The organism is Streptococcus parasuis (assembly GCF_021654455.1).
Classification (GTDB): domain Bacteria; phylum Bacillota; class Bacilli; order Lactobacillales; family Streptococcaceae; genus Streptococcus; species Streptococcus parasuis.
In genome coordinates, this window is the sequence record NZ_AP024276.1 from 1,680,756 (window position 1) to 1,705,342 (window position 24,587).

A 24,587-nucleotide genomic window follows, 5' to 3' on the forward strand; every position below is an offset into this window, starting at 1 on the left:
CTTCTTAATATAGGAATATTCTACCATAATTTTGTGAAAAAGTCTTATTTTTACGTAATTTTCTTCCCCCAATTTTTCGTAAAAAGAAATACTAGAATGCATATCAGTTTCTTGCATTTTCTCCAAAACTTGATATAATTAAAACAGAACTGACCTTTATTGACTATTCGATAAAGACCTTACTTCGTGGAAATTCATCTGAATGCGCAATTGTATGTGATTTAATTTATACACAATATTCTAGCATTCGAGTAGGAAAAAATGAGATTAATTTTCACAGAGTTTTGTAATGTTACTATTAGAAAAGAGGTAATTGAATGCTCTGTACAAACTGTAAAATAAATGATGCTACCATTCATCTCTATACAAATATGAATGGCAAACAACAGCAAGTTGACCTTTGCCATAATTGTTATCAAATTATGAAAACAGATCCAAATAATGCTATTTTACGTGGCTTAGGGGACTTAACGAATCCAAACAATATGGATCCATTTAGTGAATTTTTCAATCATTTAGGTGGTTACCCTGGAAATACCCCAGCTGGTAAGAATCGTGATCAAACACCTCCTACTCAAGCAGGCGGTGGCAACGGTGGTGGTCGATTCAATCAACCCAATACTGGTCGAACCCAAACAGTCCCGCAACCAAATGGATTGCTGGAAGAATTTGGGATTAATGTTACTGAGATTGCACGACGTGGAGATATTGACCCCGTTATCGGACGCGATCAAGAAATCACTCGGGTGATTGAAATTTTGAACCGCCGCACTAAAAACAACCCCGTTCTTATCGGTGAGCCCGGTGTTGGTAAAACTGCAGTCGTTGAAGGACTAGCACAAAAAATTGTAGACGGGGACGTTCCACATAAACTTCAAAACAAAGAAGTCATTCGATTAGATGTTGTCAGCCTTGTTCAAGGAACAGGAATCCGAGGTCAATTTGAAGAACGCATGCAAAAACTCATGGAAGAAATTCGAAACCGACGTGAAGTTATTCTCTTCATTGATGAAATTCATGAGATTGTCGGAGCTGGTTCTGCAGGAGATGGAAACATGGATGCGGGCAATATTCTAAAACCCGCCCTCGCTCGTGGTGAAATGCAACTGGTCGGTGCTACTACTTTAAATGAATACCGCATTATTGAAAAAGATGCAGCTCTTGAACGTCGGATGCAACCTGTAAAAGTTGACGAACCTAGTGTTGAAGAAACAATCACTATCTTAAAAGGTATTCAGAATAAATACCAAGACTACCACCATGTAAAATATTCCCCTGAGGCCATTGAAGCTGCGGCCGTATTATCCAACCGCTATATTCAAGACCGATTCTTACCTGACAAAGCGATTGATTTGCTAGACGAAGCTGGGTCAAAAATGAACTTAACCTTGAACTTCGTGGATCCTAAAGAAATTGACCAACGGTTAATTGATGCCGAAAATCGTAAAGAACAAGCAACTCGTGATGAAGATTACGAAAAAGCTGCCTATTATCGTGACCAAATTGCTAAATATAAAGAAATGCAAAAGGCAACGATTAGTGAAGAGGATATTCCTCTCATTACCGAAAAAGAAATCGAAGCCATCATTGAACAAAAAACAAATATCCCCGTTGGCGAACTGAAAGAAAAAGAACAGTCTCAATTGATACATTTGGCAAGTGATCTCAAAGCGCATGTCATTGGACAAGACGACGCTGTTGATAAGATTGCAAAAGCAATCCGTCGCAATCGTGTAGGACTTGGAGCACCAAATCGTCCAATTGGTTCCTTCTTATTCGTAGGACCTACTGGCGTCGGTAAAACAGAATTATCAAAACAATTAGCCATTGAGCTCTTCGGTTCAGCGGACAGCATGATTCGATTTGATATGTCTGAATATATGGAAAAACACGCAGTTGCAAAACTAGTCGGTGCCCCTCCTGGATATGTGGGGTATGAAGAAGCTGGCCAACTAACAGAAAAAGTCCGTCGCAATCCATATTCACTCATTCTCCTTGATGAAGTTGAAAAGGCGCATCCAGATGTGATGCACATGTTCCTACAAGTTCTTGATGACGGTCGACTGACAGATGGACAAGGGCGAACAGTTAGCTTCAAAGATACCATTATCATTATGACTTCAAATGCTGGTACAGGAAAGGTAGAAGCCAGTGTGGGATTTGGAGCCGCTATGGAAGGCCGTACACAATCTGTTCTTGGTCAACTCGGTAATTTCTTCACTCCTGAATTTATGAACCGCTTCGATGGAATTATTGAATTCCAACCACTCACAAAAGAAAATCTGCTCCAAATTGTCAGTCTCATGCTGGAAGACGTCAACCGTCGCTTATCTACAAACGGTATTCGACTACATGTGACCGATAAAGTAAAGGAAAAATTAGTTGATCTTGGTTACGATCCTAAAATGGGTGCACGTCCCCTTCGCAGGACCATTCAAGACCAAATTGAAGATGCCATTACCGATTTCTATTTAGAGAATCCTAATGAGAAAGATTTACGAGCTGTCATGACCAATAAAGGCACCATCCAAATCAAAGCTCAAACGCCAAAAGAAAAATAAAACATGTTAGCGGAGGCATCCGGCTAGGTTGCCCCGCTCTTTTTCACTCATACATAAAATTCAAAAAATTCCAACTATTATATAAGAAAAATTTAGGCTAAAATGGTATAATACTAAAAAGCCCCTATTAAAAGGAGAATACCATGTCAAATGCAATTTTCGGTGAAAAAAAGAATGGTGTACACTACACCAATCGTTATGGAGTCTATGCTGTTATTCCTGATGAGAAATTAGAGAAAATTGTATTGGTTCAAGCTCCTAATGGAGCCTGGTTCCTCCCAGGTGGTGAGATTGAGGAAGGGGAAAATCACCTATCAGCCCTAGAAAGAGAATTAATTGAAGAATTAGGCTTTACCGCTGAAATTGGACAATATTTTGGTCAAGCCGATGAGTATTTTTATTCCAGCCATCGTGATACTCATTTTTACAACCCAGCTTATATCTATCAAGTTACGAGTTACAAACAAGTTGGGGCACCATTAGAAGACTTTAATCATATTGCTTGGTTTCCTATTGAAGAGGCTATTAACAAACTGAAACGTGGTAGCCACAAATGGGGAATTGAACAATGGCAAAAGCTAGAATTTGCTCAAAAAAGACTAGATAAATAAACCCAAGAGTGCTATAATGTAGCCAAAGAGACGGAGGAAGTTTCGCATGAAGATTATCAATACGACGAATAGTCATTCTCAATTAGTGCAAAATCAACTAGCCAATACCGATGCCTTCCTAGTAGAAACCTATTCTGCAGGAAACACCGATGTCCTTTTTACACAAGCTCCACGACATTACGAGCTCCTTATTAGAAATAAATATCGTGCCATTCAACCAGCAGAAGTCAATAAAATTCGCGATTATTTTCTACGTCGGAAAGTTGATGAACGGATAATAAATAAGGCAGCCATTCAAACGATTCATACTGACCGCCTAATTGAAATGTCAATCCCTATTATTACTGAAGATTAGGGAGTGGGAAAGAACTCGACTGGTCTAAAAAAGAGTTCGTCTTCCCACCCCCGCACAGTTGATTAGGTCAGATTTGGAGTGTAAAACACGAACGAATCTGCCAATCAACCACTGCGCTGAGATGTTGACACGAACTCTGAGTAGTGGAGCTGGGCTTTTTGCCCAGCTTCTTTTTTTTGAAAAAAAAGCCTATCCAGAAATAGATAGACTTTTATACTTATATAGTCATTTGAATTAGATTTGATACATCGTCACTTTCGCCTTTCCGTACTCTAGTACAGCCTGCGCCTCAGTTCCTTGTCTGAAAGCTAATTCATTCGACTATGCTTCAAAACCTTGAGCTACTGCTTCCGCAAAGTTTTCTTCTACTACGCTTGCACAGTGGTCACAGATTGTTGCACCATAGCTACGCTCTACAACACTAGTATCAATGCGACGGCAACGATCACAAACTTCACCAGTTGCACGAGCAACAGTAAAGGAAAGTTCATCAACTTCTACCGCTGATGCAGGAGCAGCTTCGGTGGTAACTGTCAAATCAGATACAATCAAAAGTTGAGCAAGGTCAGCATTTAAGCCTTCCAAGAATGACTTGGTTTCAGCTGAGACATAGGCTGTCAAATGCGCTTCAAGTGACTTACCAATCACTTTTACATTACGCGCTTCTTCCAAGGCTTTTTGTGCCTGAGTACGGAAGACCATAACCTTCTCCCAGTCAGCCAACAACTGCGCATCATTCGCAAAGGTTTCCACCTCTGGCATTTCCGCCAATTGTACAAACTCTTCTGGTTCGTGTTCCAAATATGACCAGATTTCTTCTGCGGTATGTGGCAAGATTGGAGTCAAGAGCTTGGTAATTTTCACCAAGATGTCATAGAAAACAGTTTGCATCTGACGGCGAGACAAGGATTTGGCACCATCAATGTAGACCACGTCCTTGGCAAAATCCAAGTAGAAGGCTGACAAATCAAGCGTGACAAAGTTTACCACAGACTTGTAGATGGCCATGAAATCAAAGCTATCGTAGGCATCACGAATTTGTGCTACCAGTTTGTTGAATTTCACCAAGAGGTATTGGTCAACTGAACGAAGCTCGTCATAAGCTACCGCATCGCTTGCTGGATTGAAATCAGAGGTATTAGCAATCAAGAAACGGAGGGTGTTGCGAATTTTCCTGTAAGTTTCAGAAACTTGTCCAAGAATTTCCATTGATACACGGACATCGTTTGACGTATCAACTGAAGTCACCCACAAACGCAAAATTTCTGCACCAAATTGTTTTTCAACATCACTAGGTAAAATCGTATTACCAAGAGATTTAGACATCTTCAAGCCTTTACCATCTAGGACAAATCCTTGTGATAATACTGCTTTATATGGTGCATGACCATTGACTGCTACAGAGGTGATTAAGGAAGAGTTAAACCAGCCACGGTATTGGTCAGATCCTTCAAGATAAAGGTCTGCTGGATAGGCAAGGTTTTCACGAGCGTTCATGACACCATTCCAAGATGAACCAGAATCAAACCATACGTCCATGATATCTGTTTCTTTGGTAAATTCGCCATTTGGTGAACCTGAATGAGTAAATCCAGCTGGAAGAAGGTCTTTAGCTTCTGATTTCCACCAGATGATTGAACCATGCTCTTCAAAGAGAGCTGCAACGTGGTCCGTCACTTCCTTAGACATAATTGCTGTACCATCTTCTGCATAGAAGATAGGAAGTGGCACACCCCAAGCCCGCTGACGTGAGATGACCCAGTCACCACGGTCACGGATCATATTGTAGAGACGTGTTTTACCCCAACCTGGAATGAAGTTTGTTGCTTCGATTTGATCTAAAATTTCTTGACGGAATTTAGAAACAGAAGCAAACCATTGTGGCACTGCACGCCAGATAATTGGTTTCTTGGTCCGCCAGTCAAATGGATAAGAGTGACTAATCACTTCACTAGCAAGAAGCAAGTCTCCTAGTTTTTCTTTTACAGTTGGAACAACCTTGTCATAGAATTGCCCTTCAAAATCAGGACCAGCATTTTCCATCATCAAGCCACGTTCGTTGACAGTTACAGCCACCTCTAAATTGTATTTGATTCCGACATTATAGTCATCTTCACCAAAACCAGGAGCCGTATGGACAATACCAGTACCTGAATCTGTCGTTACATGATCACCCAAGATGACCAATTCATCCACTTCAGTATCCCATGGGTGTTCTGTGACAATATATTCAAACTCAGCACCCTTGTGTTTTGAAATCACTTCGAAAGATGCCCAACCAAATTTGGCTGCCAAACTGTCAACCAAGGCTTCTGCCAATACATACTTACGGTCAGAACCTTCTGGCTGAACAAGTACATAATCAATATCTGCACCCATTGTCAATCCACGTGAAGCTGTAACAGTAAATGGTGTAGTTGTCCAAACAACGATATAGCTATCTGAATCCAGCACCCCCTTGCCATCTTTGACCTTGTTAGCATAGTAAAGGGATGTTGAATCAATGTCATGGTATTCGATTTCAGCTTCTGCAAGGGCAGATTCAGATGACCATGACCAGTAGACAGGCTTAGCACCGCGGTAGATATAGCCCTTGTCTGCCATAGCACCGAAGACACGGATTTGAGCTGCTTCGTAGTCTTTCGTCAAGGTGATGTATGGATTTTCCCAATCAGCAGAGACACCAAGACGCTTGAAGTCATCACGTTGCTTATCTACCTGACTTAAGGCATAATCACGACACATTTCAAGGTATTCAACCAAGTCCATCTCTTTCCGTTTAACACCTTGTTTTGCCAAGACTTGCTCAATCGGAAGACCATGAGTATCCCAACCTGGTACGTAAGGAGCTCGGAAACCAGACATCGATTTAGAACGAACAATGATATCTTTAGAAATTTTATTTAAGGCATGCCCAACGTGGATATTTCCGTTTGCGTATGGAGGCCCATCGTGGAGGTGGAAGGACGGTTTTCCTTCGTTCAGTTCTTGACGTCGCGCATACAAGTTTGCTTCATCCCAAGCTTTTTGCCATTCAGGTTCGCGTGTTGGCAAACCTGCACGCATTGGGAAGGCTGTCTTACCTAAATTGAGGGTTTCTTTTAGTTTCATCATAACTCCTTTATTTAACAATTAATTCCATTTTCATTTCTTGACCATCTAAACCGACTGGCTGAAAGCCAAATTTTTCTAAGATGTACCGCATTTTATGATTACCGATCACATAATTTACGGTAAGCTTATGGCACTGCTGATCATCCCTAGCTCGTCGTAACACTTGCCGAATGACCTCCTTACCAAAGCCCTGATTTTGATACTTCTGATCAATGAGCAAGCGCCAGATATAATAACTGTTTTCCATGGGTTGATAGGACAACAAGAGAAATCCCACTGTTAGCTGTCCAGATTTAACAGCATATGGAAATAGGACTTCACTATCTCGATACAGCCATGCCTGAGCTAATGAATATTCAACTGACGCCACTCGGCGCTGATCTTTAGGTGCCACTTCAAGATCTAGCACCTGATCAAAATTATCTTTGTTTACCAGTTCTAATCGTATCATAAAAAATAAAAAAACTCCCGCCAAATAAGGACGAAAGTTCGTGGTACCACCTTAGTTCAGATAGAGTTTCCCCTATCCCTCAAGCGTTCGTAACGTGAACCGACGTCTTTCCCTACTTCTTTCAGGAAAAATCATGCAAAGGGATTATCGCAAGAAAGGGATTGTAGGGCTTCCACCGTCTCCTACTCGCTAAAAATATTTCTATTGATAGTGTCTTTGCTCTCAGTTATTTTCATCAATTGACAAGGCAATTGTTTCATTTTCTTCAAATGCTGTTGCTTGACGTGTCAACTCTGCAATTTCTTCTTCAGAAAGTTGTAAGGTATAATCCAAGTGGTTCTCTTCCACAGGTGCTTCTTCATCAAGCACTTTTACCAATACTTCTCTAAAGGCTTCATCGCTTGTTTGGATGTAAGATGCAGTTGGTCGTAAAATATCCTCCCACTCAGGTGAGTTTACCAATGACAACTGACTTTCGATAGTCGATTTCAAGCGCTGATGGAACACACGTGTTTTATTTTTCAACTCTTCTGTTTCAACCGCTACTTTTTTAGCATTATCAGTCGAAATACGAAGAATTTCATTTGCCTTATCTTTCGCTTCATGCAATAAGGTTGCCACATCATAATCTGCTTGTTTAATGATATTTGCTGCTTGCTCATCCGCAGCTTTTTTCACTTTTTCAGCAGTATCTTGAGCCAATAGAACGGATTTGCTTAGCGATTCTTTCATTTCATCAAAATAAGCCAATCGCTCACGCAAACTCTTCAATTCCAGCTCTTGTTCGTGATTTTTACGAATTAACTCTTCATAATCACGCGTTACAATATCTAAAAAGTCATCAACTTCATCTGCATCATAACCTCGGAATTTTGTTCCGAAGGTTTTATCTTTTAATTCTAGTGCTGTTAGTACCATAGTTCCTCCTAAGTTTTTACTATGTCTATCTTTAATTTTATCTTTCCTTGCTTAGAAAAACCTAAAAACTCGTTTAAACGAATTCTACCGTATTTCCTCACACTAATCAATTGCCCAATTTCAACTGTCCGACTTGGTTGATCGGATTGGAGATAATCCAACTTTACATGCCCTGCTTCTATCAACTTATTCGCAGTAGAGCGTGAAAGATTAAAAGCAACCGCAACCAACTTATCCAGTCTCAAACTGGAAACAAGAACATCTTTTGAACGCCAGTCCTGTTGGTTCAATAATTGAACTGACAGCCACGAAATTTCTCGTACCTTGACAGGAACACGAGCAATTTTGGTGATAGACTGTTGAGCAATCTGTCCAAACTTTTCATCTAAAAACACCAAAAGCTGTTCTTCATTGACGATGATATCACCCAAGTATTCTCTTTTAATCCCCAATTGATTTAGAAAAGTTCCTAATACTTGAGAATGAGAAAGAGTATGAAATTTTCTTGAAAAAGATAAATCAAGAGCTGTTAGCCTAAAATCCTGAGTATCTAATTCATAGTAACTTGGAGCAATAATGACTCTCGAATGTTCAGTTGGCAAGAAGTCACGACTTGAAAAAGTTTGTAATTGATAGTAATGCGCAATTTTAGATACAATATCATCTTGTCGGGGATGTAGAAAGTGCGTTAATCTATAGGAATATGTATCTTCAACTTGCTGACACATATCCATTATTTTCTCAACGAATTCCCTTTCTTCCTTGGCAAAATGTTGCATTATTTGTTTATCATTTTTCATGATTAAGCTAGCAAAAGCAGGATGCGAATCAGTATCCGTGTCCCAATGTTGAGTGCAATCATTGCAACCATAACTGTCCAATCCAAGCCCAGGAACTGTAGATTGAGCCGTCTAAAGGGCTTTAACATAGGTGCCACAGCCCACTGAATCAAACGCCCCAATGGAGTTGCATAGAGATTGGGAAACCAGCTCAATAATGCATATGCCAACAAAAGATACGAATAAATTTCTACAATTTTTAAAATAAGAAAAATCAAAAATTGCATAAAATTTACCGCTTCATATCAAAATCAAATTGAGAATCTTGATTCGCACCGACATTCGTGTTACGGAGTTCCTCAATATGCACCGTTACATTTACAGGGGTTAACAGCCACATTGTATTTGAAACTTTCTTTAAATTTCCAGAAAGAACTGATCGTGCCCCATCCAAATAATCCAAACAACGGCGTGCCTGTTGTTCAGACATGTATTGAAAATCAATTAAAATACTTGCATTATCTAACAAGAGATTAACCATTTCTGGTGCATCTTCATAACGTTTTGGAAACTTAATATCAATTGTTGATTTCAAATTACCTTGTTCGCTATGAGACATTAATTCTTGCTGACGATCATGTAAGCGTTGCAACCGCGACTCCGATCCACTGTTTGCATCCCCTCGTGATTCGACACGACTTGGTCTTTCAACAGGTCTGCTGACCGGTTTTGTTGTAGCAACATGCATTGCTGGTCGTTCGTTACCAGTAGAATTTGCTTGGTACTGTTCATCAACCTCGTTTGCATCTTCTACTTCAAAATAGTTAACTAAATTTTTAAATGTATCTTTAATTCCCATACCTACTTCATCCCCTATTCAGTAAAAAATGCAGAGCCTACACGGACAAAGGTTGCCCCATTTTGTATTGCCTGTACATAGTCACCGCTCATTCCCATACTTAATTCAGTAAATGGCATATGCGGTATGTTTCTCGCTGATAGTGTTTTATGTATCTCATTCATTTTTGAGAAAATTTCGTTTAATTCTTCTGAATCAGCATCAAAAGGTGCCATTGTCATCAAACCAACAACTTCCACTTTCTCAAAAGGGATCAATTGAGGAATAATCTCCTCTAATTCATCAACAGAGAAGCCATGCTTACTTTGCTCACCTGAAATATTCAATTGTAAGAAGCATTTAATCGGTTTCTCTGCACGTTTATTGATTTCCTCAGCTAATTTGACTGAATCCAAAGCATGAAAGTAATCGACATAATTGATCACATCTTTCACTTTTCTTCTTTGAAGTGTACCAATCAGATGCCAAGTCAATTCTTGATCAGATAAGGCATGATACTTGTCTAAAAATTTATCAACACGATTTTCACCAATATGATGAATCCCTGTTTTAATCAATTCTCTAACAATAGAGCTGTCAACATATTTTGTGACAGCTATGACATTCACTGATTGACTAGGCCGATGTGCATTTTTCTCTGCTTGTTCAACAGTAGCAAACACATCATCTCTATTTTTTTGTAAATTCATTTTAACGATTTCTGAAAAATGGCGGTGTATCTAATTCGTCCTCATCCGCATCCATTGTAAATTTTTCAACGGAAACACCAGATTGTGGTTCTGCTTCTGTAGAACGGATTAAGTTTTCACGACGTAAATCCCATTCACCAAATGCTGATGCTTTTGGTGACTCAGGTTGAGTCACACCACGGCTAGCAGATGGCGTAGGATTAGTTGGTAAATCAAAATGCTGTGAGCGACGAGGTGCTACATGCTCTGATACACGTGAACGACTAGCACGCTCTGATGGTTCTTGACGAACACCAGTTGCAACCACAGTTACTCGGATTTCATCTTTCATTGACTCATCGATTGATGTTCCCAACCAAATATTGACACCTTGTCCAGCCGCTTGATTTACAATCTCTGAAGCATCTTCGGCTTCTGTCAACGTCATATCGTAACCACCAGTTACGTTGACAATGACATCTTCAGCACCATCAATTGTTGTTTCAAGAAGTGGTGAATAAATCGCTTTACGAGCTGCTTCAACAACACGATCTTCACCTGTACCGATACCAATACCCATAAGAGCATTTCCTTTGTTTTCCATCACTGTCTTCACATCAGCGAAGTCCAAGTTGATCAAACCAGGATTCGTAATCAAATCGGTAATCCCTTGTACACCTTGACGGAGTACGTTGTCAGCCTCACTCAAGGCTTCCAACAATGGAGTTTTCTTATCAACAATTTCAAGCAAGTTGTTGTTTGAAATAATCAAGAGTGTATCTACTTGTTCACGAAGACCTTCAATTCCTTCAATCGCAAAGTTGCCACGCTTGTTTCCTTCAAATCCAAATGGACGTGTTACAACTGCAACTGTTAAAGCACCCAAATTTTTTGCAATGCGTGCAATCACTGGAGCTGCACCTGTACCAGATCCACCGCCCATACCAGCAGTAATGAAGACCATATCAGCTCCTGAAAGAACATTGGTCAAAGCTTCTTCACTCTCTTCAGCTGCTTTGCGACCAACTTCAGGCTGACCTCCAGCACCCAAACCACGAGTCAATTTAGGACCCAATTGGATAACTGTTTCTGCCTTTGAGCTACTCAATGCTTGTACGTCTGTGTTGGCTGCGATAAATTCAACACCAGCCACACCTTCCTCAATCATACGGTTGATGGCGTTACCACCGCCACCACCGACACCAATTACTTTAATGACAGCACCATGACTTGCTGCTGCTTCAAATGAAAATGCCATAGTTTTTATCACCTTTTCTATACTTATTCAAACATGCTACCAAACAAACCACGAAGACGATCTGTGAAATTGCTTCTTGTCGCTGATTGTGTTTCATCATGCTCATCTTCAAAATCATGAAGAGATCTGTCATTATCCTCGTTGGTCTCAACAGGAATAGTCACCTCAGGTTGAATAGTTGGAACAACTCGAGGACGAGAAACAGTAAAATCAACAGGTTTTTGACGCAAATCAGCTTCACCATTTACTGCGCGCTGTGCAATCTTTTCAACTTCTTCTAAACCACCAACATATTCAACTAAACTAATCACGCTAGCAAAAGCTGGATTGCGGATACCAATTTGATTTGGAACAAAAAGTTTTGTATTAGCTCCCAATACTTCTTGGGCCAATTCTGCGATACCTGGTAAAATGGCACCGCCACCAACCAAGACAACACCGCCTGGCAAATCAAGAGCACGAGTACGTTCCAAATCCTGTCTTACTCGGTCAAAAATTTGACGAAGACGGGCTGAAATAACTTCTGATAAATAACGTTCTGTTACTTCAACAGGTGTGCTTTCTCCAATCACCTCAACAGTGAATTTTTCCTTATCACTTGCATCCTGCGGATAGGCAATTCCGTAGTTGAATTTAAGGTTTTCTGCAATGCTTTGTGACGTTGTCAATACCTTAGAAATATCCTTAGTGATGTAGTCTCCACCTTCTTGGTAAATATTCGTATATTGCAACTCTTGGTTTCTCATAACTGCTACAGTCGTTTGACCTCCACCAAGGTCAATCACTGTTGCACCAAATTCACGTTCTCCTTCATTTAAAACAGAGCGTGTAAGAGCAAGTGGTGAAATCACAATGTTCTCAACCTGAACACCTGCACGTTCAACAGTTTTTCGTAAGTTATGAAGAATGGTACGTGGTCCAGTATAAAGCATGCCACGCATTTCCAAACGAATCCCCATCATCCCACGAGGATCTTTAATCCCTTGGAATCCATCTACAACGAACTCTTCTGGAATGAAGGAAATAACTTCGCGCTCAGGTGTCATACTCTTTGTTAAAGCAGACTTCACTACATTCTCAACATCTAAATCTGTAATTTCTTGAGAATCTGTAGTTACAGGAATCATCCCTTGCGTTGGTTCAATTTGCAATAGATTTGCTGGTAAACCAACATTTACTCTATCAATACGAATTCCTGATTTTTCTTCTGCTTGTTCTAGTGCTTTTTTAATCGCACCTGCCGCTACATCAATATTTACAATAATGCCATCCTTAACGCCAGCGCTTTTTACGCTACTAACTCCGATCACATTCATTTCATTATCTGCATATTCAGCTACCAAGACTTTAACGGAGCTTGTACCAATATCTAAACCCGTAAAAAAGCCGCTTTTTACCATTCTATCCGTCCTCTCTTACTTTCAACTTTAACAAACATAATTCCAATTTTTAAAAAATAGTGCAATTAGTCATCTTTTATTATATCATATCTTCTAGAAAAAAAGTGTCTCGAATGGCTTTTTCTAAGAAAATTTCTAGATTTTTATTGACTAGTTTTGACATATCGATAGATTCCTACTTCCATATCTATGACAGACGGTTCAACAATATCCAACGCAATTTTTGAATAGTATGGTAACTTGGTATCGATTTCACTTAAAGGAACCAAAATCGTATTGCCATCTGTCATGGTCAAAGTCAATAAATCCGCTGTAACTTTGCTTGGTGTTAAAGTGATTTCTTGAATCTTGGAAGTGATAGTTTCATCCACCTTGGCCAGTTGCTCCGCAAGCGATTTGATTGATGCCTTATCTGTCAATTTTACTAAAAGATAGGTTTCAGGAAGTTGATCTGCTGGGATTGCTTCGCTAGCTATTTCTCCACTGGAAAGAATCCGATAATATTGGCTATTTTCTTCCAGATAACCTATCAACTTATACTCTTTAACGTGAATAGTAAAGGCATTTGGAAAACGATAGGCTATGGTTGCTTCAGAAATCTCAGGACTTGCTTTTTTGATGTTCTCAGCATAATTTTTTGCATTCAATGCTATCGTAACTATATAATCCTGATTCGAAATCAAACTGAGCTGTTCCACTTCTTGGGCAGTTAACCGCTCATTTCCTTGTACGGAGATGATCTTGTCCTTACTAAATGGTGTGATAAAATACAGCGAGAGCAAGAACAGAACCAAACTACCCAGCAAAACTGGGATTGCTTTTAAAAGGGCCCTTCTAGGAAGCGGTTCCTTTTTCTTTAAAGCAACTGGTTCTTGTTCTAATGCATCATCCGTTATTTCAGTTGGTGTTTCATTCGTTTTCTTGTTTTTTTCCCAGCGTTTTAGGAAGCCGTTTTTTTTCTTTTCCGGTTCATCTACAGGAACAAAAACTTCTTCATCTTGCTGATTTTGTTGTTCCAAATAAGCTTGATGCCGTGCTTTCCATTGTTCAAAGAAGGCACTTTTCTCATCGTCTGAGGCATCCATGGTTGGAACAGAGGATTCTAAATCAGGAGATGGCTCTGAATTCTTATTTTCTACCAACTCTTTCGGGTCTTTTTCATCCATACCTCATCTACCTTCCTATATCTTCCATCAACAAGTGATAAAAACTATCAACTGATTGTATTTCAGTAGATTGTTCCATATTTTGGATATAAAAGTCTTTGTTTTCTAGCAAAGCTTCCACCTCAGACAACAAGGTATCAACTGTAAAATGCTCCTCACTAATTTGTCGAGAGTAACCTTTTTTCTCCGCATACAGAGCATTTTCAATCTGATCTCCACGACTTGCTTGACGGCCGAGTGGAACGATGAGATGCAATTTTTTCATTGCAATCAATTCAAATAAGGTATTAGAACCACCACGTGTCACCACGACATCCGCAAAATCCATCAAGGGTTGATAAAGCTCCGTAATATAATCTACACGATAGATATGTTTATCCAGTTGGTTGAGTCGTGCATCGCCAGTCAGGTTAATAATATTGAAACCTTCTGTCAATGTCTTAGCATGCTGGCTGATTAAATTATTAAATACCTTAGCTCCACCAGAACCACCAACAAATAATAAAGTCGGCAATTGTTTGTCAAAATGGCTTAGGATTTCAGGTAATTGGATTGGAGTAACCTTGTCTGTATGCTGTCCGACCTTGGTCACTGCCCCAACGTGTTTTACTTTTGCCAGTTCTGTTGGTTGCTCAAAGGTACTATACATTGTCGTCGCAAACTTATAGGCAATTTTATTGGCTAGTCCCGTCGACAAATCAGATTCGTGGATAAAGACCGGTACTCTTAACAAGTTTGCAGCGATGACAGGTGGTACAGAAACAAAACCACCTTTTGAAAATAGGGCTTGAGGACGAATTTTGGCAATAATCGCAATGGATTGAAGAATGCCAAACCCAACCTTGAATACATCCAACATATTTTGGAAAGAGAAATAGCGACGCAGTTTCCCAGTAGCGATGGAATGAAATTGGACATCTAAGCCAGAATTTTTAATTTGCTCATACTCAATCCCATTTCGATCCCCAATATAATGCACTTCCCAACCATCTTTGATGAAACGAGGCATTAAAAGGAGATTGAGCGTCACGTGTCCGACTGTTCCTCCACCTGTAAAAACAATTTTTTTCATATTTTATTTACTTAACTCCTCATAGGTTTGTAGGAATACATCGCCACGAACCTCAAAATTAGGATACATATCCCAACTTGCATTTGCGGGGCTCAAAAGGACAACATCCCCTGGTTCAGCAATTTCAAAGGCCTTACGAGTAGCATCCGCAATCTCATCAGCCGAAATATAGTCAACACCAGCTTTTTCAGCAGCCCGTTGCACACGTGGTGCTGACTGACCTAAGATAACCATCTTCTTCAAGCCTACAAGATCTGATACTAAATCATCAAATTCATTGCCACGATCCAAACCGCCCGCAATCAATACTACCTTTTGATTATCAAAGCCTGAAAGAGCTTTTTGAGTTGCTAATATATTGGTAGACTTGCTATCGTTATAGAATGACACATCGTTTATTTTACCAACAAACTGTAGGCGGTGTTTCACACCACCAAATGCAGACAAACTCTCTTGAATCGCCTGATTGGTTACTCCCAAAATCTTGGCAACTGCAATGGTAGCCAAGGCATTTTCGATATTATGAGCTCCTGGGACACCCAGCTGATCTGCATCCATGACATATTCACCCTTGAAGTACAATTTTCCATCAGCTAAATAGGCACCATCCACCTCTTCCAAGGTTGAAAATGGCACAACATTAGCTTTTGTATGTAGAGCCAATTCTTTGATTTCAGCTTGATTGACGTTCAAGACAATGAAATCCTCTTCTGTCATTTGACGTTGAATCATCCATTTCGCAGCCACGTAGTCTTCAAAAGTCCCATGATAATCAATATGGCTTGCAATCAAATTTGTCAGTACTGCAATATGAGGTCTGAACGATTCTGTTCCCATTAGTTGGAAAGAAGACAACTCCATAACCAAAGTATCGTCCTTTGTTGCTGTCTGTGCCACAGATGAAGCGGGATAGCCAATATTCCCACATAATTTAGCAGGTTTGTGTCCAGCATTTAAGACTTCAGCAATCATAGTGGTTGTAGTTGTTTTACCATTAGAGCCAGTAATGCCGACAATTGGAGCCTCTGAAATCAAATAAGCCAATTCAACCTCAGTCCACACAGGAATTTCTTTTTGCAAAGCCTTTTCAACCATCGGATTATCATAGCGAATACCTGGATTTTTCACAACAAGCGCAAAATCTTCATCCAGTAAATCCAAGGGATGACTTCCACAAATGACACGAATCCCTTCTTCCAACAATGATTGTGCCGTCGGATTTTCATCAAATGGTTTTCCATCATTCACTGTCACAATCGCCCCCAATTTATCCAATAAACGAGCAGCTGATTCCCCAGATTTTGCCAATCCCAAAACTAATACTTTTTTATTTTTAAACTGTTCAATCATTTTCATATACTTTACCTTTGACTTTCTAACACTTTATTTTACCTTGAAATAGCACCATTTTCAAGACATAGGGGTAGAAAGTCTATGTCAATTAGGTAACAACCCGTCATCAAATAGTAACCTTTGTAAGCGCCCCATAACAAGGTACCTATCCAATCATTCACTCCTCCAGTATACTGTAATTAAAAAACTGGAGGATTTTTTTATGTCACAACCCATCGTCCCATTGACTGTTCCCAAATCGCGACGCTCTGAAAAGAAAAGCAGAAATGAGATCCTGATGAAGATTCGTCTCGAAAAAGTAGAACTCACTTTCTTTCACTCTATCAACCAAGAGATATTGGAAACAATCTTGGATAAGGTACTGTTCTATGACCATCCGACTCAGTGATTTAGGTCAAGTCTACTTGGTTTGCGGGAAAACGGATATGCGTCAAGGGATTGATTCTCTCGCCTACCTTGTCAAAAGTCATTTCAATCTGGATCCCTTCTCCGGTCAGGTCTATCTCTTCTGCGGAGGTCGAAAAGATCGATTCAAAGCTCTTTATTGGGATGGACAGGGATTTTGGTTATTGTATAAACGTTTTGAAAATGGGAAATTGACCTGGCCAAACAATGAAGAGGAGGTTAAGGCGCTAACTTCCGAGCAGGTGGACTGGCTCATGAAAGGATTTTCTATCAGTCCAAAAATAAATGTTTCAAAAAGTCGTGATTTCTATTGAAATCATGGCTTTTCTTTGTGTATAATGAGATAAAAAGAAGGAGGTAAGTGCATGGAGTCACAAGATAAAGTGATTGAAAGTCTAACAAAAACCATTGAAATCATGACCAACGAATTGACCCTCCTTCGTGAACAGGTTGAGTATCTGAGACAGAAACTCTACGGAAAATCATCAGAGAAGGTTGTGTATCAACCCGGTCAGCTGAGCTTGTTTGGGGAGGAAAGCCTCCCTGAAGAAGAAGCTGACTTACCCAGTTGAAACAGAAACAATTACCTATAAACGTAAGAAAGCTAAGGGAGTTCGTCAGGCTATTTTTAGTCAGTTCACTCCAGAGATTATTCATCATGAATTGCAGGGCGAAGACTGCACTTGTCCAGACTGTCATGGACAGTTGAAAGAGATTGGTTCTACTGTTCAACGGCAAGAGTTGGTCTTCATTCCCGCACAATTAAAGCGGATTGACCATGTTCAACACGCATACAAGTGTCAGGCTTGTAGTCAGAAGAATCTGAGCGATAAGATTATCAAGGCTCCAGTTCCTAAGGCACCTTTGGCACACAGCTTGGGTTCAGCTTCTATCATCGCCCATACTATTCATCAGAAGTTCAATCTTAAGGTGCCCAATTACCGCCAGGAAGAGGACTGGCATAAGCTTGGTCTGCCAATCAGTCGGAAGGAAATAGCCAACTGGCACATCAAGTCTAGTCAGTATTATTTCGAACCGATTTATGACCTGTTGCACGAGAAATTGTTGGAGCAGCCTATTCTCCATGCGGATGAGACCTCCTACAAGGTCTTAGAAAATGATAGCCAGTTAACCTTCTACTGGACCTTCTTGTCTGGGAAACATGAGAAAAAGGGCATCACCCTCTATCATCATGACAAACGACGGAGCAGCTTAGTTGTGGAGAAATTTCTTGGAAATTATGCGGGCTACGTTCATTGTGACATGTGGAGTGCTTATCGTCAGTTAGACAAGGCACAGCTGGTTGGCTGTTGGGCTCATGTTAGACGAAAGTTCTTTGAAGCGACTCCTAAGAAGACAAACAAGACTTCTTTAGGAGCCAAGGGTTTAGCCTACTGCGACCGCCTGTTTGCCTTAGAGAATGACTGGGCAGACTTGTCTACTGAGGAACGGCTACATAAACGTCAGACAGAGTTGGCTCCTTTGATGGACGAATTCTTTGACTGGTGTCGCAATCAGGCCGTTTTGCCAGGCTCCAAATTGGGCACTGCAATAGAATATAGCCTCAACTACGAAACCACTTTCCGAACCGTTCTCTCGGACGGTGACTTAGTCCTGTCTAACAATATGGCTGAGAGAGCAATGAAGACCTTAGTGATGGGCAGAAAAAATTGGCTTTTTTCTCAGAGCTTTGAGGGAGCCAAGTCGACAGCTGTCATTCTGAGTCTTTTGGAAACTGCTAAACGACACGGCCTTGATGCAGAAAAATATATGACCTATCTTCTAGAACACTTACCTAACGAGGAGACGCTCGCAAAAAAAGAGGTGCTAGAGGCTTATTTGCCATGGAAGGAAAAAATTAAAAGAGCTTGTAAATAGAAAAAAGGCTCCAGGGTCGACATGACTTTGGAGCTTTTTTCAATATACTTTATTATTGGGCGCTTACTAACCTTTACGAAATTTGATGAAATCAAAAAAGAGGGAGTGACCTTCCCCCTCTTTACATAGATGATCTTTATTTCAATCCATCCTTCGTATATTGAGCATCCAATTTGAAATCAAAACCAACTGCAGATGGAAATTGTACATTGCTATTTGGTTTATTGAAAAGAATTTTCACATTCTTTTCTGCATATTCTTCTGGTAAGTCAATAAAGAAATGACCATCATTTCCTTTTATCATTGGTTTTCCAGGCCATGCTCCAAGGGGACTTTGAATCGGATTTCCATAATATGCATAGACATTGGCAGCATCCCAGCCACCAGGATTTTCAAACTGAATCCGGGTATATCCGTCCTCTGGTAGGACAGGATAATGGTTCCCAGTCTGATCATACAAATGTCCTAACTCAATCGTAAAGCCAGCTTGATTTTGCGCAGGATATTGTACCTTAGTCTCAGGATTATTGAAAATAATTCTTCCCCCCACCAAATCAGCAGACAATTCAATATAGTAGCCATGCTCATCTTTGGTCATCTCTTTCCCTGGCCAAGTGCCAACAACAGGTTGACCTTTTTGGTCATAAACATAGGCATAGACCTTGTTCCATTTCTGAGGATTGCTGAAATACACACGAGTAGCGATTTTTTCCTCATCTGCACTCACTTTGGTTCCAACTTCGACAACTTTTGGAGTTGGTTCCGTTACAACCACTTCCTTCACTTTTTCACGACTAGCTTCAACCCCATTTTTATAGGTCACTTTATAGGTAATCTCTTTGCTACCAGCTTTTCCTTCAGAAAGGGTATTGGTCACACCCTTGTCCACTTCAGGGTTTTCCACCGTTTTCGTTTCAAATGGAATGGATTCTGTAACAACCTCCTCTTTAACCGTAACTTCTTCTGCCACTTTCAAACCAGTCTTAGAATAGGTTCCTTTTGCAACAAAATCAAAACCAACAGACTGAGGGTATTGGGCTCCCTTGTTATTGCTGAATAAAACTTTCACACCCAATGTGCTGTATGTTGAAGGTACATTTAGAGCATATGCACCTGATGCCTCTTTCGTCATCTTAGTGCCCGGCCATGCTCCAAGAAGGTGGTTGCCTTTAGCATCATACATATAGGCATAGACATCTGTCCAATTGTCTGGATTATCGAAATAGATTGTCGTTTGAGTAATTGGCTCCTCTTTCGGCTCTTCTGGAAGCTCCACCGCTTTTTTCGTGATGGTATAGGTTTTTGTAACGGACTGGTTATCCAATGATGTCGCAGTCAATGTCAATGTTACACTACTACCTGCTGCCAAATTTTGACCAACTGTAATGGTTTGTCCGTTGCTGAATGTGACAGCAGAACCATTTCCTAGCTTGTAAGAAGCCGTCTTCGCATTGGCTACTTCCAATGTCAATGTTGTAGTATCAGAGATGTCAATTGTATCCGTAGATTGATCTTTCACTCCAAGAACAACAGGTTTCACCGGCACTTCCTTCACCGTCACTTGACAAGTCGCCACATGTGAACCATCAACTGTTGTAACAGTTATTTCCGTTTTTCCAGCCTTGATTGCTTTTACAAGACCATCCGGTGACACAGTCGCAATATCTGACTGACTAGAAGTCCATGTCAATCGTTTATTGGTCGCATCACTTGGTGTAACTGTTGCTGTTAGTTGTTCCGATTGATCAATATCAAGCTCTAAACTTGCTTGATTCAAGGTCACACCCTCTACCGCCTTCACGTCAGCAGACTCATAGTTTGACCATGAAGATGAACCAAAATTATAGAGAGTTTTTGCCACATCAATTGTCAAATCTTTGGTTTGTTGGCTACCGTTATTAAAGATAATCTTGTCGTAATTAGTCTCAGGAGACAATTCAATACTATAGATTCCATCTCCTAAAGCAACCATGGATTCACCTGGCCAAGCAGCATTTTTCTGAATTGGATTGCTGGTTGAATCCCATGCATAGGCATTTACTGTCGACCAATTAGCCGTATTTTTGAAGTAAATGGTTGTTGCATTCGTATTCTTCTCAACGGTTACTTCACATTGAGCCTTATGATTGCCATACCGACTTGTCACCGTAATCGTTGCTGTACCAGGTTTCAGAGCAGTCACTTTTCCAGACTCATCCACCTTAGCCACTGTTGGATCCGAGCTTTCCCAAACCACCTCAGGATAAGTGGTATTTTCTGGTTCAACCCTAGCCTGTAATTGTTCCGATTCCTTGGTCAATAGAGTCAGACTCTTCTTATTTAATGTGATAGAGGTTGGCTTGATAATGTCTGGATTTTCTTCAACCGTCACTTGAATCGTTTTCTCAATGCCATTTGTGGTTTTTACAGTTACTGTCGTTTTCCCTACAGATACACCGGTAATTTCACCATTTGAAACCGTCGCAATATCTGGATTTTTTGAAGTCCATTTTACAATAGGAGAGGCACCCACAGGACTTACTTTAGCCGTTACTTTTGCAGAAGTTGCTTCCTTGATGGTAACGGATGACGTGCTCACTTCCAAGTTTGTAGGTTCTACAACTGAAATTTGGCCATTATCAATCGGTGCAACTGCGCCACCATCAGTCAAATATTGACCATTCGGAATGACACGGCCTGGGGCAGGTGTCTTGCTTGTATTCAACACATAGACCTTCATGTTTCCTTTACCAGAAACTTGAGCTGTCAAAGTGCCATTTGACACTACTTTTGTATCGCCTGTCACAGCATCTACATAGGTACCATTTGGGATTCCTGAGAAGGTTGCATTGCCTGAAATAGCCACCAAGGCAAAACTATCTGTCTTATCGTCTGTATACCGTCTCTTGAAAGCCATATTTCCTGAGATACCATCAGTAGAATATTGCCCTTTTCTAAGAGCAGGAATGGCTTGGCGGAGACGATTGAGACGAATGATATGTTGAGAAAGAGGAGCCTGTAAAGTCTCAGCAACTTTTCCACTCAGATTTCCAAATTCTGTAAAGTCTGTCGTATCGACAGTCCCTTCAAGGTAATCCCCGTAATAAGCACGACCTGTTGCACTTAAAGGTGCATTTGGCCCAACATCTATTGGTTTTCCAGCTTGAAACTCTACTTCACTACCATAGTAAAGCGTCGGAATCCCACGGAATGTAAACATCAATGAGAGATTTTCTGCCCAAGCATCTGTACCACCATTGTAACGAACTGTTTGAGAATTATCTGGTCCATAATCGTGTGAATCAACGTAAACCACATTCCAGGTCGCATCGTTGAAATAACGATCCTGCGATTTTGCCGTATTGAAGGCTTGGTTGGCATTGTTAAAGGACCAGTGCATTTGGAAATCAATCGCACCAAGATCTGATTTTTGAGAATAATCTGTTGCATGGTAATCATTGCCATTCAAAAACGCATTGGAAGAAGTCGGTTGATTCCCTGTATTCATATGGTCAAGATAGTGAGATTCGACAAGCTTTTCATTGGTCGCCAAATCGGTATCGCTCCATCTTGCCTTATAACTTGCATCCGTATCCCAAGTGTAGAAAGAGGTTGAAATCGGCGGAGCATCACGGTACCAGACATCGTGACCTTTTGTACAAATCTCCCCGAACATATAAAAATCATTGTTCCCATTCGCTTCAGCTGCCCCTTGTAACTGAGGAAGGAAAGTCGTATTTAAGGTCAAACGAGATAAATGCTTCACCGTATCTACACGGAAGCCATCCACACCCATATTGATGTATTTCTTATAAGCATCAATGAGGTAATTGTAAACCAGCGGATTTTCCGTTTCCAAATCAAAACAGTCATCCGCAATCGTTTTCCGCTGGGCTTCATAGTTATCCCAGTCACCGCCTCCCGCAAACCCATTATGGTGGTAAATATTGAGCGGATCTCCTGTACCATTCATAACTACCTTGTTGCGAGTTGGATAATCATTGCTAGAAATTTGGGTTTTCAGACTTTCTCCACCCAGTTCGTTCAGGCCTTCTTCACCAAAATTGGAAGTATGGTTGAAAACTACGTCCTGTATAATTTTCATCCCCTTGGCATGCACGGCATCAATCAGAGTTTGATAATCAACCCCATTGGATTCGTACCGATAGTCCACCGCATTAAAATTAGAAGCATGGTAACCATGATAGTCATAGCCAGAATTGTTTTGGACAACAGGGGTAATCCAAATAGCCGTGAATCCCAATGCTTTAATGTAGTCTAACTGTTCAATTAAGCCAGCAAAGTCACCACGCCAGGATGGATCACTTTCAGGATTACTGGCCTTCTTGTCTTCAGACGTGCGGGCATTATTGCTTGAGTCACCATCATAAAAACGAGTTGTAATCAAAAAATAAATGGTTTCATCCCGAAAATCCGTCCGTGAATTGGCATAGAGAATCCCCCGATCTTTCGCTGACAAAATACCTGTATTTTGAGTATTTGCAGAGACGGTCTGTGAATACAGGGGAAGCATGTTTAGAACGATAGTACTCGCCCCAAGCACCATTGACATGGTTAGCCTTGTTACTTTACTAGCAAACTGTTTCTTTTTCATTCGTCACCTTTTTAAACATTCTTTTATCTCCAACAATTAGGAAGCACTTTACAGTCTTCCTAAAACCAAACAAAATCGTGCAACCGTTTTCATTTTAGCTCAAAAAATAAAGTGGACCGATTTATCATTATCGGAACAGCCACTTTATTTTATGGATTTTCTTAGAATAAATTAAGTTATACCGAGACAAGCAATCAAAATGAATTCCTATCTCAAAGTGAAGTCATCATCCATTTTCGTCATTAAAAATTTTGAGTCCGCCGTCTTGGGCTATGAACGTGTAGGAGAAGATTTACGGCTTCTTCTAAATTTTCTAAATATGACTATCAGGATAAGGAACAATACTAATCCTATTATCACTATCGGCATAAAGGTGTAGTAGTCTACCTTGGCTTCTTTCTCTTCGCTTTCCATTAACTCAGCGACGTAAGGAACCCGGTGACCACGAACGAGCAGGCGATGACTGTTAATCATGTAAGGTGTACAGGTGACAAGGGTAATGTAATCTTGCCCTTGTTCAATCTGCAAACTACTAACATCTGTCGGCTCTACAACTTTGATATCGTCCACTTGGTAGGCATGTATCTCAGCTTCCCCAAGCTCAATATAAAAGTGATCCCCCTTTACCAAATCTGGTAAATCTGTAAAGAGTTTTGCCTCCGTCAGACCACGGTGACCAGAAATCACAGAGTGAGTAGACTCCCCTCCTATGGGAAATGAAGTCCCTTCCAGATAGCTAGCCCCTTTAGCCAGAAACGCTTCTGTTGTCTGATCAAAAATAGGCAAGCGCACCGCTATCTTAGGAATAGAAATTACTCCGATGATATGATCTTCGTAGATAACCTTTGTCTGCTCAATTTCTTTGGCTTCTTCCGAAAATGGATCAAAGCCTGGAGAGATATTTTGATAGGCAAACTGCCTATTCATCTCCTCCATTTTTTCAAGTTGTTGTTGGTACTCTTCTTTACTTTTTTGATTGGCTTCTGCCTGATAATGACGAATCAACTGTTGATTGATCAGGTCATTTAAAGAGTTCCGAACAAATGGGTAGGAGAGAACGCCTAGACCAGCAACCAAAATCAATACCATGATTGTATCAATTATTTTTCGCTTGACGTTTTTTCTGGTGCGAGCCATGTTCTCAC

21 protein-coding genes are annotated in these 24,587 nt (G+C 40.5%); 7 read left to right on the forward strand and 14 right to left on the reverse strand.

Translation table 11 applies throughout. From position 1 onward, the window contains the following. Nucleotides 1-317 precede the first annotated feature (317 nt). The 3 genes from L6410_RS08505 (at nucleotide 318) to L6410_RS08515 (ending at nucleotide 3,527) form a co-directional block, all read left to right on the forward strand. Complete coding sequence (locus L6410_RS08505) at nucleotides 318-2,561, forward strand: ATP-dependent Clp protease ATP-binding subunit (protein ID WP_237395323.1); 2,244 nt, start codon at nucleotides 318-320, stop codon at nucleotides 2,559-2,561. A 143-nt stretch (nucleotides 2,562-2,704) separates the two neighbouring features. Further along, entirely contained in the window at nucleotides 2,705-3,172 is a 468-nt protein-coding gene (locus tag L6410_RS08510; RefSeq protein ID WP_172090000.1) for an NUDIX hydrolase, read from the forward strand. 46 nt (nucleotides 3,173-3,218) lie between these two features. Next, nucleotides 3,219-3,527, forward strand: a complete 309-nt coding sequence (locus L6410_RS08515; RefSeq protein ID WP_024396912.1) for a DUF1827 family protein — start codon at nucleotides 3,219-3,221, stop codon at nucleotides 3,525-3,527. A gap of 321 nt (nucleotides 3,528-3,848) precedes the next feature. Here L6410_RS08515 and ileS read toward each other — a convergent pair whose 3' ends face one another. From ileS to murD, 12 genes are all read right to left on the reverse strand, one after another. Next, nucleotides 3,849-6,638: an isoleucine--tRNA ligase gene (gene ileS, locus L6410_RS08520; protein ID WP_237396771.1), complete on the reverse strand. Its 2,790-nt coding sequence runs from the start codon at nucleotides 6,636-6,638 to the stop codon at nucleotides 3,849-3,851. Nucleotides 6,639-6,648: 10 nt separating this feature from the next. Next, nucleotides 6,649-7,092: a GNAT family N-acetyltransferase gene (locus tag L6410_RS08525; protein WP_024391033.1), complete on the reverse strand. Its 444-nt coding sequence runs from the start codon at nucleotides 7,090-7,092 to the stop codon at nucleotides 6,649-6,651. Between the two features lie 222 nt (nucleotides 7,093-7,314). After that, nucleotides 7,315-8,010, reverse strand: a complete 696-nt coding sequence (locus L6410_RS08530; RefSeq protein WP_172055255.1) for a DivIVA domain-containing protein — start codon at nucleotides 8,008-8,010, stop codon at nucleotides 7,315-7,317. Between the two features lie 8 nt (nucleotides 8,011-8,018). Then, nucleotides 8,019-8,810, reverse strand: a complete 792-nt coding sequence (locus tag L6410_RS08535) for a YlmH family RNA-binding protein (RefSeq protein ID WP_024396916.1) — start codon at nucleotides 8,808-8,810, stop codon at nucleotides 8,019-8,021. A 2-nt stretch (nucleotides 8,811-8,812) separates the two neighbouring features. Further along, nucleotides 8,813-9,076 carry a YggT family protein gene (locus L6410_RS08540; protein WP_172055253.1) on the reverse strand — a complete coding sequence of 88 codons (264 nt, stop codon included), beginning with the start codon at nucleotides 9,074-9,076 and terminating at the stop codon, nucleotides 8,813-8,815. 5 nt (nucleotides 9,077-9,081) lie between these two features. Continuing rightward, nucleotides 9,082-9,648, reverse strand: a complete 567-nt coding sequence (locus L6410_RS08545) for a cell division protein SepF (protein ID WP_024396918.1) — start codon at nucleotides 9,646-9,648, stop codon at nucleotides 9,082-9,084. Between the two features lie 14 nt (nucleotides 9,649-9,662). Further along, on the reverse strand, nucleotides 9,663-10,337 hold the full coding sequence (locus L6410_RS08550) for a YggS family pyridoxal phosphate-dependent enzyme (RefSeq protein WP_024396919.1): 675 nt from the start codon (nucleotides 10,335-10,337) through the stop codon (nucleotides 9,663-9,665). Nucleotide 10,338: 1 nt separating this feature from the next. Continuing rightward, nucleotides 10,339-11,574: a cell division protein FtsZ gene (gene ftsZ / locus L6410_RS08555; protein ID WP_024396920.1), complete on the reverse strand. Its 1,236-nt coding sequence runs from the start codon at nucleotides 11,572-11,574 to the stop codon at nucleotides 10,339-10,341. Nucleotides 11,575-11,597: 23 nt separating this feature from the next. Further along, nucleotides 11,598-12,974 carry a cell division protein FtsA gene (gene ftsA / locus L6410_RS08560; RefSeq protein WP_024391040.1) on the reverse strand — a complete coding sequence of 459 codons (1,377 nt, stop codon included), beginning with the start codon at nucleotides 12,972-12,974 and terminating at the stop codon, nucleotides 11,598-11,600. 143 nt (nucleotides 12,975-13,117) lie between these two features. Next, nucleotides 13,118-14,140, reverse strand: a complete 1,023-nt coding sequence (locus L6410_RS08565; protein ID WP_237395324.1) for a cell division protein FtsQ/DivIB — start codon at nucleotides 14,138-14,140, stop codon at nucleotides 13,118-13,120. A gap of 7 nt (nucleotides 14,141-14,147) precedes the next feature. Continuing rightward, nucleotides 14,148-15,212, reverse strand: a complete 1,065-nt coding sequence (locus L6410_RS08570; protein WP_237395325.1) for a UDP-N-acetylglucosamine--N-acetylmuramyl-(pentapeptide) pyrophosphoryl-undecaprenol N-acetylglucosamine transferase — start codon at nucleotides 15,210-15,212, stop codon at nucleotides 14,148-14,150. A gap of 3 nt (nucleotides 15,213-15,215) precedes the next feature. Next, nucleotides 15,216-16,568 carry a UDP-N-acetylmuramoyl-L-alanine--D-glutamate ligase gene (gene murD, locus L6410_RS08575; protein ID WP_237395326.1) on the reverse strand — a complete coding sequence of 451 codons (1,353 nt, stop codon included), beginning with the start codon at nucleotides 16,566-16,568 and terminating at the stop codon, nucleotides 15,216-15,218. Between the two features lie 199 nt (nucleotides 16,569-16,767). Between murD and L6410_RS08580 the strand changes: the two genes are divergently transcribed. Genes L6410_RS08580 through L6410_RS08595 form a run of 4 tightly spaced genes read left to right on the forward strand, consistent with a single transcriptional unit; the run spans nucleotide 16,768 to nucleotide 18,848 of the window. Further along, entirely contained in the window at nucleotides 16,768-16,953 is a 186-nt protein-coding gene (locus L6410_RS08580; RefSeq protein WP_024392629.1) for a hypothetical protein, read from the forward strand. After that, entirely contained in the window at nucleotides 16,934-17,284 is a 351-nt protein-coding gene (gene tnpB, locus L6410_RS08585) for an IS66 family insertion sequence element accessory protein TnpB (protein WP_172017332.1), read from the forward strand. The genes L6410_RS08580 and tnpB overlap by 20 nt, the downstream gene beginning before the upstream one ends. Nucleotides 17,285-17,335: 51 nt before the next feature. After that, nucleotides 17,336-17,542: an IS66 family transposase gene (locus L6410_RS08590; RefSeq protein WP_002939754.1), complete on the forward strand. Its 207-nt coding sequence runs from the start codon at nucleotides 17,336-17,338 to the stop codon at nucleotides 17,540-17,542. Next, entirely contained in the window at nucleotides 17,496-18,848 is a 1,353-nt protein-coding gene (locus tag L6410_RS08595; RefSeq protein ID WP_237395327.1) for an IS66-like element short variant transposase, read from the forward strand. Before L6410_RS08590 ends, L6410_RS08595 begins: the two co-directional genes overlap by 47 nt. Nucleotides 18,849-18,984: 136 nt before the next feature. Here the strand turns inward: L6410_RS08595 and L6410_RS08600 are convergent, their stop codons facing one another. Both L6410_RS08600 and L6410_RS08605 read right to left on the reverse strand, forming a co-directional pair. Next, the gene (locus L6410_RS08600; RefSeq protein WP_237395328.1) at nucleotides 18,985-23,442 is read right to left on the reverse strand and encodes a starch-binding protein; all 4,458 of its coding nucleotides are present in this window, start codon (nucleotides 23,440-23,442) and stop codon (nucleotides 18,985-18,987) included. Between the two features lie 270 nt (nucleotides 23,443-23,712). Beyond that, nucleotides 23,713-24,579: a class C sortase gene (locus L6410_RS08605; RefSeq protein WP_237395329.1), complete on the reverse strand. Its 867-nt coding sequence runs from the start codon at nucleotides 24,577-24,579 to the stop codon at nucleotides 23,713-23,715. Nucleotides 24,580-24,587: the final 8 nt, after the last annotated feature.